The 13,134-nt window shown below is 63.7% G+C and carries 11 protein-coding genes; 4 read left to right on the plus strand and 7 right to left on the minus strand.

Annotated features, from left to right (window positions below):
- Positions 1–10: 10 nt before the first annotated feature.
- From CVV68_RS10630 to CVV68_RS10645, 4 genes are all read right to left on the minus strand, one after another.
- Complete coding sequence (locus CVV68_RS10630) at positions 11–523, minus strand: DUF3817 domain-containing protein (protein ID WP_110500992.1); 513 nt, start codon at positions 521–523, stop codon at positions 11–13.
- Positions 520–1,353 carry an SURF1 family protein gene (locus CVV68_RS10635; protein ID WP_110500993.1) on the minus strand — a complete coding sequence of 278 codons (834 nt, stop codon included), beginning with the start codon at positions 1,351–1,353 and terminating at the stop codon, positions 520–522. The genes CVV68_RS10630 and CVV68_RS10635 overlap by 4 nt, the downstream gene beginning before the upstream one ends.
- A gap of 105 nt (positions 1,354–1,458) precedes the next feature.
- Entirely contained in the window at positions 1,459–1,950 is a 492-nt protein-coding gene (locus CVV68_RS10640) for a PTS sugar transporter subunit IIA (RefSeq protein WP_110500994.1), read from the minus strand.
- A 20-nt stretch (positions 1,951–1,970) separates the two neighbouring features.
- Positions 1,971–3,710, minus strand: coding sequence for a glycerol-3-phosphate dehydrogenase/oxidase (locus CVV68_RS10645; protein ID WP_110500995.1), 1,740 nt, complete (start codon positions 3,708–3,710; stop codon positions 1,971–1,973).
- Positions 3,711–4,006: 296 nt separating this feature from the next.
- Between CVV68_RS10645 and CVV68_RS10650 the strand changes: the two genes are divergently transcribed.
- Complete coding sequence (locus tag CVV68_RS10650; protein WP_110500996.1) at positions 4,007–4,642, plus strand: DUF6318 family protein; 636 nt, start codon at positions 4,007–4,009, stop codon at positions 4,640–4,642.
- Positions 4,643–4,929: 287 nt separating this feature from the next.
- The gene (locus CVV68_RS10660) at positions 4,930–5,562 is read left to right on the plus strand and encodes a PKD domain-containing protein (RefSeq protein WP_245933473.1); all 633 of its coding nucleotides are present in this window, start codon (positions 4,930–4,932) and stop codon (positions 5,560–5,562) included.
- A gap of 529 nt (positions 5,563–6,091) precedes the next feature.
- Here CVV68_RS10660 and CVV68_RS10665 read toward each other — a convergent pair.
- On the minus strand, positions 6,092–7,216 hold the full coding sequence (locus CVV68_RS10665; RefSeq protein WP_110500998.1) for a GuaB3 family IMP dehydrogenase-related protein: 1,125 nt from the start codon (positions 7,214–7,216) through the stop codon (positions 6,092–6,094).
- Positions 7,217–7,436: 220 nt separating this feature from the next.
- On the opposite strand from CVV68_RS10665, the gene CVV68_RS10670 reads away from it, so the two are divergent.
- Positions 7,437–8,054: a hypothetical protein gene (locus tag CVV68_RS10670; RefSeq protein WP_110500999.1), complete on the plus strand. Its 618-nt coding sequence runs from the start codon at positions 7,437–7,439 to the stop codon at positions 8,052–8,054.
- A 101-nt stretch (positions 8,055–8,155) separates the two neighbouring features.
- On the opposite strand, the gene guaB is transcribed toward CVV68_RS10670, so the two are convergent.
- Entirely contained in the window at positions 8,156–9,670 is a 1,515-nt protein-coding gene (gene guaB / locus CVV68_RS10675; RefSeq protein WP_110501000.1) for an IMP dehydrogenase, read from the minus strand.
- 168 nt (positions 9,671–9,838) lie between these two features.
- The gene (locus tag CVV68_RS10680; protein ID WP_245933474.1) at positions 9,839–11,926 is read right to left on the minus strand and encodes an acyltransferase family protein; all 2,088 of its coding nucleotides are present in this window, start codon (positions 11,924–11,926) and stop codon (positions 9,839–9,841) included.
- A 168-nt stretch (positions 11,927–12,094) separates the two neighbouring features.
- Between CVV68_RS10680 and CVV68_RS10685 the strand changes: the two genes are divergently transcribed.
- Positions 12,095–13,093, plus strand: coding sequence for a DUF389 domain-containing protein (locus CVV68_RS10685; RefSeq protein WP_110501002.1), 999 nt, complete (start codon positions 12,095–12,097; stop codon positions 13,091–13,093).
- The last annotated feature ends 41 nt before the right edge of the window (positions 13,094–13,134 follow it).

A 13,134-nucleotide genomic window follows, 5' to 3' on the forward strand; every position in this document is an offset into this window, starting at 1 on the left:
ACGACTGCGGTTAGTACCGCTTGCCGGCTTTGGGGTTGGCTGCCACTTCGGCCAGGACTTCCTTGTGGATGCGGCCCTCGACAATGAAGGACAGAAAAGGGACCACCCCACCGAGGGCAATGAGGACCAGGCGGCCAAACTGCCAGCGCATCAGTGACCACAGGCGGAAGTCGGCGATCAGGTACACCACATACATCCAGCCGTGCACAATGAGCACCAGCATGGAGATGTTCACCCCGCCGGCGATCACGCCGTCGGAACCAACAAAGCCCAAGCCATGGGATTCGCCCGTGATGGAGTTGGTTCCACCTGCCATCAGGACGCTGTTGAAGCCATACCGCACCACGAGTTCGATGCAGAGCAGCAGCAGCATGGTGCCGGTGGAATATGCCAGTACCTTGTAGAACTTCAGGGCGCCGAGGATCTGGGCGGGGGTGCCGCCAAAGCGGCGCTTCGGTGCGGGCTTCGGTACGGCATTTCCGGCCGTCGCCCCTTGGGGCTCGGCCGGGTTGGTGTCAGTCACTTTGTTGACTCTCCTAAGTCTGGTTCCAATGCCTCGTCGTCGTGGTGGACGTCGAAGAGTTCGTCTTGTTCGCGCCGGTAGTCGTCCGCCACCAGGCGCCACCACATGAACACGGCAAAGCCGGCAAACAGCACCCACTCAATGGCGTAAAAGATGTTCAGCCAATTGACCTTGCCGTTTTGGTCGGTGGCCGTCACGGTAATGCGGACCAGGTCCCCCTGGCCGGCCGCAGCGCCGACGGCGGTCCCGCCCACGAGTTCCCGGTAGGACACCACAAATGCCGCGTAAGTGGTGGTCTTCCAAAGGTTTGTCAGTTCCGCCGAGGACAGCGCGCTGACCTGCCCCGCCGGCAGGTTCTTGGACAGGATGGGGCCCTCGGAGTTGAGCAGGCGGCCCTCAAGGGTGACCGTGCCGGCGGGCGGGGCCCGCGCCGCGGACGCTTCGGGAATCCAGCCCCGGGCCACGGGGATCACGGCTCCATCTGTGGCGGCCTTGCCGGTGAGCTTGGCCGCACCGTCGACGACGAAGGCGGTGACCACCCAGAAGCCGACCTTGCCGTCCTGCATGCGGGACTGCACCACCACCTGCTTGGAGGCGTCGAAGTGCCCGGTCGCGGTGACCAGCTGGCCTTCTTCGGTGCCAAGCATCGGCTGGCCGGGTTGCAGGGTTTCCAGCAGCGGCTGGACCTTCTCCGTCACCGAGGGCGGGGCAACGTCCTTTTGCGTGGATCGGGAAAACTGCCACTGGCTCAGCAGGACAAACACGGCAGCGACGGCCAAGGCAAAGACCAGCGCTGCGATCCATTTGGGCTTTACGGCAGTTTTTAACACACTACAACGGTACTTCGTAACCATGTAGAACAACGAATGCGGCCCGGCGTGACGGGGCACCCCGGCGGGCCGGCTGCGGAAGGGAACGTCCCGGCGTCGTACGTCCTAGTGGTCGAAGAAGACCAGCGTGGAGTTGATGAGCTCGGCGATGACCTCTTTGTCGTGGGCCCGGCGCAGGGATTCGCGGAAGTTCTCCTTGAACAGCGAGCGGGCCAGCGTCGCCAGGACCTCCAAATGCGCGGAGAACGAGCTCGCCGGGGTGGCAATGAGCAGGATGACCGTGGCGGGGCCGTCCATGGCACCAAAGTCCAGGCTGTGGCCGAACTTGGTGATGCCGACGGCGATGGAGGTCTGCGTGACGTAGTCGCTGCGCGCATGGGGGACGCCGATTCCGCCGGGGAGACCGGTGGCCATCTGGTGCTCGCGGGCGTTGACATGGCGCAGGAAGCCGGCCAGGTCGCTGACCCTGCCCTGTTCAAAGAGCTTGGCGGCCAGTTGGGCGGCGGCGTCCTCCTTGGAACCGGCCTCCATCTCCAAAATCACAAGGTCGGCGTTCGTCAGCTCGGTCTCATAGCGCTCAAGTGAACCGGTTGTCATCAGTGCCTTTCGTCTCTGTCCTACATCAGCGGCACGATTCCGGGTGCCCCGAGCCTTGCCGCATCCGCGGTGACGTCATCCGGCTGCTGCTGGCTGAGCCGTTCGGCTTCAACCCGGGCCAGGTAGTTGGCCACTTCGTTGTCCGTCTGGGTCTGGCTCCACCCCAAAACTTCCCCCATCAGTCTAGCTGCGACCGGCGCGGCCGACACCCCGCGGTCCCAGGCCTCGATGGAGATGCGGGTGCGGCGCGTCAGCACGTCGTTCAGGTGCAGGGCGCCTTCATGCGTTGTGGCGTACACCACCTCGGCGCCAAGGTAGTCATCGGCGCCCGGCAGCGGTTCGGCCAGTTCGGGGGTCTCCGTCATCAGGTCCAGGACATCCTGCGCCATGGAGCCGTAGCGATTGAGCAGGTGCTCCACCCGGGCCACGTGGACCCCGGATTCCTCGGCCATGAGGTTCCGGCGGTTCCAGGCGGCCTTGTACCCGTTGGCGCCGAGCAGCGGAATGGTTTCCGTGCAGCTCTCCGGCACCTTTTCATCCAGCGCGCGGGCGGCCTCGTCCACGGCATCCTTGCCCATGACCCGGTAGGTGGTGAACTTTCCGCCGGCCACCACCACCAGCCCCGGCACGGGATGGGCGACGACGTGTTCCCGGGACAGCTTGGCCGTCGAGTCGTTCTCGCCCGCCAGCAGGGGACGAAGTCCGGCGTAGACGCCTTCCACGTCCTCCCGGGTCAGGGGGCGCTTGAGGACCTTGTTGACGTGGCCCAGCAGGTAGTCGATGTCCGCGCTGGTGGCGGCCGGGTGGGCCTTGTCGAGCTTCCAGTCGGTGTCCGTGGTGCCAATGATCCAGTGCCGCCCCCACGGAATGACGAACAGCACGGACTTTTCGGTGCGCAGGATCAGGCCCACGGTGGATTGGAACCTGTCGCGGGGAACCACCAGGTGGACGCCCTTGGAGGCACGGACCTTCAACTGCCCGCGGTCCGTGACCATGGCCTGGGTTTCATCCGTCCAGACACCGGTGGCATTGATGACCTGTTTGGCCCGAATCTCAAATTCCTCGCCGTTTTCCCGGTTCTTGACCTTCGCCCCCACCACCCGCTCGCCTTCGCGCAGGAAGTCAATCACCTCGGTCTGGTTCACGGTGTGTGCCCCATAACTGGCAGCCGTGCGGATGACGTTGGCCACCAGCCTCGCGTCGTCGACCTGGGCGTCGTAATAGCGGATGGAGCCGATCATGGCGTCATCCTTCAGGCTCGGGGCCGCCCGGAGCGTGCCGCGCCGGCTCAGGTGCTTGTGCATGGGAACGCCGCGGCTGTTGCCGCTGGTCAGGCCCAGGGTGTCGTAAAGGAGTATGCCGGCACCAATGTAGGGGCGCTCAACAAAGCGTTTGGTCAGCGGGTAAAGGAACGGCACCGGCCGCACCAGGTGCGGGGCGATCCGCTGGATCAGGAGACCGCGCTCCTGCAGGGCCTCCTGCACGAGGGCGAAGTCCAGCATTTCCAGGTAGCGCAGGCCGCCGTGAATAAGTTTTGACGACCTCGACGACGTACCCGCCGCCCAGTCGTTGGCCTCCACCAGCCCCACCGTGAGCCCGCGGGTGACAGCATCCAAGGCCGCCCCTGCACCCACAACCCCGCCACCCACTATGAGGATGTCCAGGTCCTTCCCGGGTTCCGAGGTGTCCTTCAATACCTGGAGATTTGACTCTCGCGTGGCTGGGCCCAAATTACCGTTGGGGTGGGGTGAAACAGGCATTTCGGACCTCCCGGAGATACGACTAGCTGACACCAAAAACCATACGCGGTTGGCGGCAAGAAAGGCAGAGGCACCGATTGCTGTGTCCGCCGGACCGGGTTTCGGCATGGCTGGGCTGTGGATAACATGTGGTCGGGGTCACGTATTTGGGGTAGCTTGTTGTCTAGCTGAAGTGGGGTTCCCTCAGGACGGGTCCCGCCGAAAATATTCCCGCGGGGGCCCGCATGATTACCATCAGTTTGCACTCACAGCCACATCGCACCCCAACGCGTCGGCACCGTCGACGGCGGCAGCACTTGGCCGCGGCCTTCCTCACCCTGGCCCTCGCCACGGCACTGTCCCTGACCGGCTGCACTTCCAAGGGCGCTCCGCCCAGCGCCGGAACCGCCCCGGCCACGGCGACAGCAACGGTACCGGCCACCAGTTCCGCACCAACAACGCCGCCACCCGCACCGGTATACAAACCCGCGACCGCCAACGGGCCCGCCCAAAACGTACCGGTACCCGTCCTGCCCCCCAAAGCCAAGGAATTCTCCAAAACCGGCCTCGAAGAATTCGCCCGCTACTGGTACTCAACGCTCGGCTACGCCTATGAAACCGGTGACACCGATCCGATGATGGCTATCACGGATGCAGGATGCACCACCTGCGCCAACGTGAAGAAGACGGTCGTGCCATGGAACGAAGAAGGAAGGTGGATCGTCGGCGGACAAATGAAAGTGATTTCCTCGGACAGTAAATTCGTCAAGACGCCTGACGACACCTACCAAGCGATCGTAATCATCCAACAAATGCAAGTTTCATTTCATAAGAATCCGGGCACTGCGTTTAAAACTCTGCCCGCTACGATCGCACGCCCCGACATAGTCGTAGCCCGGTATTCCGGGGGCATTTGGACAGCCGACACTGCCGAGCATCTCACCAGCGAATAGCTATGAACTTTCCGAATAGGAGAACGGTCGCCGTTTTTTTGGCGCCGATCCTCATCTCATATACGTTATTGGCGGCAGCCCCAACGCCTGCTGAACCAACGGGCAACGTCGACGAAGTTACCAACAACTGGAATCCCAACGGGCTTACGACCGACGCCTGGAACCCAATGGGTAACGAAAGCGGGTATTGGACCAAGGCGAACTTGCCGTCAGCTGACGGCCCATTCGTATACAAATACGTACTCGCGTGTTCCGAAATTAGCGCAGCCAATGTAAAAAGTTGCACCGTGGGCGAGCATCAATGCACTGCCGCCAAGGGAGGACAGTCTGTCGACTGGTATCGGTCCCTCAAGCCACCAAATCCCCAGGTTTGGACGCTTGCGGCCCGTGCAACCTGCATTTACGCCGAAAAGCCCCGCGACATCCTGGCCGAAATCGCAGCCCAAATCGCCCACGAATTCCAAAAATCACCGATCCAACCAGCCACCGTCGGCAGCCAACCCGGCCCCCACACCCTCCGCGGCCAGGAAACCAACTTCTACGCCGACGCCACAGTACAGGAATTCAACATCACCCTCCTGGGCCAAAAAGTCCACATTACCGCCACCCCCGCCACCTACACCTGGAACTACGGCGACGGCACCCTCTGGGGCCCCACCATCAGCGCCGGCGCACCCCTCCCCGACGAACGAATCGGCGAACAAACCAAAACCAGCCACATCTACACCGCCACCGGCAAATACGCCATCAACCTCACCACCCACTTCAACGGCACCTACACGGTCAACGGCGGACCCAACCTCCCCATCCCCGGCCAAGGCAACATCGCCTCCAACCCCCTGGGCCTGACCGTCTGGCGCGCCGTCACCCACAACTACGCCGACAACTGCAACGAAAACCCCAACGGCGTCGGCTGCTGACAGCTCGGCCGCCATCAGGCACCACGCCGGGCATTAACGGGCCGAGACACTGCAAACTCCACTGCGGGCAGAGTGCGCACTAGGCTTGCACCGTTCGGCGCCTGCCGCCCCGGGCGAATATTGTTCAAGTGGCAGCTCGCGTGACTAGAAGCGCCAAGAGCCGGTCCCGGGAGTACACGTAGGGCGGTTTAGGAAGCTGAATCTCGCCGGAACTGCCCCCAGAGTACGGAAAAGGTCGTTCCCACCCTCGCCAGGGCACCGTATATGTGCCATCAGTTGCCCGCCTCAGCAAGGACGCCATAGCTTTACTACCGGGCCTCTCCGGACCCCTTACGCACGCCAATATCAGTCTCATCCGCACCGTGGCTGCCGTGATCGGTCCAGCAGGACGGGCCGGTAGCCTCGAACAACCCGGACCTCGTGTATCCAGGTCCACAAGCTGAGCTAACCGGATACGCACCATAAGCAAAAAGCACCCCGGTCCGCAGGGAACCGGGGTGCCAACGCCAAACAAGGCTGGGTGAAAAATCTACGGCGAAACCAGCACCTCGACGCGCTGGAACTCCTTCAAATCCGAGTAGCCTGTCGTGGCCATCGAGCGGCGCAGGGCGCCAATCAGGTTGGACGAACCGTCGGCCGTGTGGGCCGGTCCGTGCAGCACCTCGGCCAGGGTCCCCACGGTGCCCATCTTGACGCGGTGGCCGCGCGGCAGTTCCTGGTGGTGCGCCTCAGCACCCCAGTGCCATCCCTGGCCGGGCGCCTCGGCTGCACGGGACAAGGCGGCGCCGAGCATGACGGCGTCGGCACCCATGGCGATCGCCTTGACGATGTCGCCGCTGGAGCCCATGCCGCCGTCGGCAATCACATGCACGTAGCGTCCGCCGGACTCGTCCATATAGTCACGGCGGGCCGCCGCGACATCGGAGATGGCGCTGGCCATGGGGGAACGGATGCCCAAGGCGCGGCGGGTGGTGGTCGACGCGCCGCCCCCGAAGCCGACCAGCACGCCGGCGGCACCGGTGCGCATCAGATGGAGGGCAGGTGTGTAGCCGGCGGCGCCGCCCACAATGACGGGCACGTCAAGTTCGTAGATGAACTGCTTGAGGTTCAGCGGCTCGGTCGATTTCGAGACGTGTTCGGCGGACACCGTGGTTCCGCGGATGACAAAGATGTCCACACCTGCGGCCACCACGGTCTTGTAGAATTCCTGCGTACGTCCGGGCGTCAGCGACCCGGCAACGGTCACGCCCGCGGCACGGATTTCGGCCAGGCGCTGGGTGATTAACCCGGGCTGGATCGGCGCGTTGTACAGCTGCTGCATGCGCAGTGTTGATTCGGGGTCGATGACCGAGCCTTCAAGCTGGGCTATCTCGTCCAGAACCGGCTGCGGGTCCTCATAACGGGTCCACAGGCCCTCGAGGTCCAGGACACCCAGGCCGCCGAGCTTGCCAAGGGCGATGGCAGTTTCCGGCGACATGACCGAGTCCATGGGCGCGCCGATGACGGGCGTCTCAAACTGGTACGCGTCGATCTGCCACTTTACGGAAACGTCCTTGGGGTCACGGGTCCTTCGGGAGGGAACGATCGCAATGTCATCCAGGGAGTAGGCTCGGCGCCCACGCTTGCCACGGCCAATTTCAATCTCATAAGTCACGCCCCCTACCTTATCCCAGCCGGGCCCGCACCCCTTAAATGCCCAGACACCGGGTAGCCTGCCAAGCCTCGACCTCCCGTCCTGCCGTCGGCCGATAGCGCCTGTCAGCCTCCCCCACCTCGCTTCGTCCCCAGCGGCTCCCACCGCTCGCAAGCTCGCCGCGGGGCCCTCGCCGCCGTGGGCCCCCGGTCGGGGCCCCTCGGCCGATAGGCTTAGGACCATGACTGAGACCGAACTGCGCATGACCGACCATGAACTGCTGGCCCTGCTGTCCATGACGCCCACGGAATCAGCGGCCACCACGTTGGCTTTGTTCCGGCTTGGCCAGCATGGGGATAATGAGCTGTTAAAAAACGCGGGCATCACCACGTTGATGGTTCGCGGACTGGCCGAGCTGCAAGGGGACAGAATTGTTCCCGTTGACCGCTGCGCCGTGGTGGGCAAAGTACTGTCGCAGGCACAGGAATGGCTGGAGATCTCCCTCACCACCCCGTCCACCAAGCACGTGCTGTTCACCGCCGGCTCCAATGCGGGCGCCGTGCTGCTGAGCCTGAGCCCCGTCGGCGTGCACGACATCCAACCCATCGAGTCCGGCTCGGCCATGCTCGCACTGGGCCTGCACCTGTGCAGTGAATATCTGGCGGGCGCCGCCGAAGGACTGCCTGCCACCGCCGTCGTCAAGCGCCTTCGCGTAGACCAGGAACCAGTCGTTGCCCAGCTGACGGCCGTCGAATCCGGCGACTGGACCCTGCGGTCCGGGGACGAATCCGAATTCGCCGAAGAGACCGTTTCGCCGGACGTCGCCCTGGACCGCTTCGAGGCCGTACTTAGCGCCTGATTCCTTCGTTGAGGTTCGAGATAACCACCTCAATGAGGTGGTTATCTCGAACCTCAACGAAGCAGGACGTCATCATGTCGAACCTCACCGGGGCTGGCCGACTACTTGTTGAGGTAGTTCGGGGCCTCCACCGTCATCTGGATGTCATGCGGGTGGGATTCCTTCAGGCCGGCGGCTGTGATGCGCACAAACTTGCCACGCGCCTTCAGCTCGGGAATGGTGGGGGCACCGACGTAGAACATGGTCTGGCGCAGGCCGCCCACCAGCTGGTAGGCGACCGAAGACAGCGGCCCGCGGTAGGCCACGCGGCCCTCGATGCCCTCGGGAATGAGCTTGTCGTCGCCGGCGACGTCCGCCTGGAAGTAGCGGTCCTTGGAGTAGGACGTGTTGTTGCCTCGTGACTGCATGGCGCCCAGGGATCCCATGCCGCGATAAGTCTTGTACTGCTTGCCGTTGACGAAGACCAGCTCGCCCGGGGATTCCTCCGTGCCTGCGAGCAGAGAGCCGAGCATGACGGTGTCGGCGCCGGCCACCAGGGCCTTGCCGATGTCGCCGGAATACTGCAGGCCGCCGTCGGCAATCAACGGCACGCCTGCCGGGATGGCGGCCTTGGCGGACTCGTAGATGGCGGTGATCTGCGGCACGCCGACGCCGGCGACAACACGGGTGGTGCAGATGGAGCCTGGACCGACGCCAACCTTGATGCCGTCGGCACCGGAGTCTATCAGTGCCTGCGCGCCTTCGCGGGTGGCGGCCTGACCGCCAATGATGTCCACGTGGGCAGCTGCCGGGTCAGCCTTCAGCTTCGAGATCAGGTCCAGCACCCCTTGGCTGTGGCCGTTGGCCGTGTCAACAAACAGGGCGTCCACACCGGCCTCAACCATGGTCATGGCCCGCTCAAATCCGTCGCCAAAGAAGCCGATGGCCGCACCGACGCGCAGGCGTCCGCCGTCGTCCTTGGTGGCCAGCGGGTACTGCTCGGCCTTGGCAAAGTCCTTGACGGTAATGAGACCGCGAAGGTACCCGGATCCGTCGACGAGGGGAAGCTTTTCGATCTTGTTCTTGCCCAGCAGCTTGGACGCATCCTCTCGGCTGATGCCAACGTGGCCGGTGACCAATGGCATCGGGGTCATGACCTCGCGGACGTGGCGGTGCGGGTAGTCGCTGTCCGGGATGAACACGGTGTCGCGGTTGGTGACGATGCCCATGAGGCGGCCGTCGGGGTCGACCACCGGCAGGCCGGAGACACGGAAGCGGGCGCACAGTTCGTCCAGTTCGGCGAGGGTGGCGTCCGGTCCCACCGTGACGGGGTCGGTGATCATGCCCGATTCGCTGCGCTTGACCAGATCAACTTCCTCGGCCTGGCGTTCGATGGACAGGTTGCGGTGCACCACACCAAGACCGCCCTGCCGGGCCATGGCGATCGCCATGCGGGACTCCGTCACGGTGTCCATGGCCGCTGACAGGAGCGGCGTTGCCACGGTGATCCGCTTGGAAACGTGCGAGCTTGTGTCGGCCTCGGACGGGATCACGTTCGTGTGGCCGGGAAGGAGCAGGACGTCGTCGTACGTGAGGCCAACAAAGGCAAAGGGATCATGGATTTCAGGCTGGGACACGAAGGCTCCTTGGCGGGGGTAGAACCGGTGGGGTGTGCATCCGATGGCCTGCCCCGTGATTACGGGGCTGGTCTGTGCGTTGTTTACAGTCTAAAACGAAACGGCCGGTTGCCCTATTCCCTGCCAGTTGGACGGCTGGGCCACATCTGGGAGGCATTTTGGCGTCCCTCACGAGACTGCCCAGCCCTTTTGCGAGGACAGCCTCTTGGCGAACTCGGCGGCCATCGTGTTCCAATATGTTTGGCTGATGTGGTTCTTGTCGATGTACACATGGACGTTTCCAATGACGGCCTTGCAGACGCCCCGGGGGCACAGCATGTCCGTCATGTCCACGGGGAAAAACTTCGGGTTGCCCTCGGCGAACCCCTTGAGCGGTGACACCGCGGGCATCACCTGGCCAACCGTAAACTCGCATTCGGCGGCATCCGCTCCATTGTTGTTGACGCACCACGGCATATTGATCTTGAAGCGGGGATTGTCGCGAACCCCGACAACGCCGATGCCGGCATCCGTGAACTGCTTGACAGTCTTGTCGAAGCCGGGAACGAGTGCCTCCCCCGGTGTCGACTCAGTGGTGCGCGACGCGATGGTGAAGATCCGCTGAGGCTTGGTTGCCAGGATGTAGTCCGTGGCTTCCTGGTTGAACGTCTTGCAGCGTTCTTCCTGGCCCGAGGCATCAGCGCCAAATACACATCCCAGGCCCAAAATCTTAACGACCTTCCAATTGTTGGCCACAGCCATGCTGCGGACCGCCCCGGAGAGGTGGTCCGCGTGGGAGTTGCCCACAACCACCACCGTCTGCGTTTGCGTTCCGTCCAAGACGCCGTCCTGGGTGCAGTTTTTGGCCAGCGCCTCCGCGGCGGGACGGGATTCCCCTTCGCAGCTTCCGGCAAATGTGGGAAAGTCCTTGATGATGTTGTCCAGGGCCGGCAGGACAACGGCCCCGCTCGAAATCCTGTCAACATATCCGGGCAGCAGCGTCAGTGCGCCGGGGTTGTCGGTGGGCACCTGCCGGCCGGCCGCAGCGGTTTCGGCCTTGACGTGCGCCTGCCAGCCCACCAGCGGCCCGGCCACCAGGGCGATGCAGATGGCCATTGCGGTGACTGCCCGGCGTCGTTTTTGTTCAATCCACTTGTTCCGGCGCAGCGGGGCATCAATCCACTTGGTGGCCAGGATGGCGGCCATGATCGACACTACGACGATGGCCAGACCGGCTTTGGGCCCGGCATGGTCCCGTCCCGTGACCACCAGGAAGATCACCAATGCCGGCCAGTGGAACAGATAGAGGGCGTAGGAGCTATCGCCGAGCTTGACCAGCGGCTTCCAGCTCAGGAAGCGGTCCGCACCGATCCGGCTGTCAGTAAAGCCGGCGACAGTGATACACGCGGTGGCAAGGGTGGGCCACAGCGCCACATAGCCGGGAAACTGCTGCCCGACCTGCAGGATGAGCCCGCAGGAGAGCATGGCGACAACGCCCAGCCAGCCCAGGACAATGCGGGTGGTGCGCGTGAATTTCAGGGCGGGAAGGATCAACGCCAGCAGCGACCCAAGCGCGAATTCCCAGAGCCGGGTGCGGGTGTCAAAGTAGGCAAACGATTGGTTGGTGCGCGTGGTGACCACGGAGAAGATGAAGGAGACTGTGAAGACGGCGCCAAACAAGTAGATCAGCAACGGGCGGATCTTCAGCCGGCCCCTGCGTGCCACCAGGGCAGCCGCCGCAAAAATCAACGGCCACAGTATAAAGATCTGGCCTTGGATGGACAGCGACCAAAAATGCTGCAGTGGACTGGCCATGCTGTGGTCCGAGGCGTAGTAGTCCACGGATTCGGCCGCAAGGAACCAGTTTTGGTAGTACAGCATCGACGCCCAGGTCTGGTCGAAAATGCCCTTCCAGGCGAGGCTAGGCAGGAACAGGTATGTGGCCGCCAAGGTGGCGAGCAAGGTGACCGTGATCAGCGGCAGCAGCCGTTTGAACAGGTGCGCCCAGTACTTTGGAAGTTCCAGGGCCCGGCCGGCCTCCAACTTGCGGGTGAACTGTCCCGTCAACAGGAAGGCGGAGATCAGCAGGAAGATATCGACCCCGCCGGAGATGCGGCCAAACCAGATGTGGTACGCCACCACCATCAGGACGGCCACCGCCCGCAGGCCCTGGACCTCCGGGAGGAACTTGCGCTGCCCGCCGGACGCCGCACCGGTTTGCACCTCGGCTGCGCGCCGTCCCCTCGTCGTGGACGGATCCAGCATTTCAATCGACATACAAAAATAGAACTTTCAGGTGGCGGGCGCCGTCGCGGACGGCCGGAAATTCCTATCCACGCTACCAACCATGGGCCAGCCAGCCCCCTTTGGTGAGCCCGGACACTTAAATATGGCGCGGCTCTCGTAGAATCTATCCAACACCGGCCAGCCAGCAAAAGGATCCCGATGGCCCTGCAAATCCGCATTGTTGTCCCCTCCAGCTTGACCGTGCCAGTCTTGTCGATTGCCCGGGGCCACTCCGGCGTATCGGAAATCTCTCTCATGTTGGGCGCGTCGGTGGTCCCGGACGGCGACGTCATCGTCCTGCAGGCCGTGCGCGAAAGCGTGGAGGAGCTTCTGCAAAAGCTGCACGCTCTCAACATCGCCCATGTCGGCTCCGTCAGCATTACCGCGCCGGAACTCATCGTCTCCGAACGGCTGGACAAGGCCGATGAGCAGGTGGCCGGCGACGGTGCCGATGCCATTATTTGGGACGAGGTGGAGAAGGACACCTCCGACGATTCCAAGCTCACCTGGAGCTATTTGGCGTTTCTTTTCATTGCCGTCCAACTGGCCGGAATTGGGATCGTCACGGATTCCACGATTGCCATCGTCGGGGCCATGGTGGTGGGCCCGGAGTTTGGTCCCCTGGCCGGGCTTGCCCTGGCCGTGGTGGACCGCCGGTGGAAACTGGCGCGGCGTGCCTCAACGGCCCTGTGGGTGGGCTTTCCGTTGGCCATGGTTCTCACGGCACTTGCCACCGCGGCCTCCCTCTGGCTTGGGCTGTTCACGCGTGCGGACGTTCTGGGTGAGAACCGGGCCACGGAGTTCATTTACCACCCCGGCCCGTATTCCTTCATCGTGGCCATCCTGGCCGGGGCAGCGGGCATGTTGTCCCTGATCGGCAAGAAGTCCGCGGCCCTGGTGGGTGTTTTCATCTCGGTCACCACGGTTCCTGCAGCGGGCTACGTTGCCGTGGCCCTGGTGCTGGGAGAGCCGGGACGGGCCGCGGGGTCCGCCCTTCAACTGTTGCTGAACATGGCCGGCATCGTCATCTCTGCGGCGGTGGTGCTGCTGGTCTACCGGAGGGTTCGACGGCGGCGCCCGGTCCCCACGCGCTACTCTGCGGAGCACGCGAAGGTGGCCATCGGCGGCGTGGAGGTCCGCAGCGCGTTCCGGCGCTGACCTGGGCAGAGTTGCCTGGGCAGAACTGACCTGGGCGGATG

The organism is Arthrobacter livingstonensis (genome assembly GCF_003219815.1).
GTDB classification, from domain to species: Bacteria; Actinomycetota; Actinomycetes; order Actinomycetales; family Micrococcaceae; genus Specibacter; species Specibacter livingstonensis.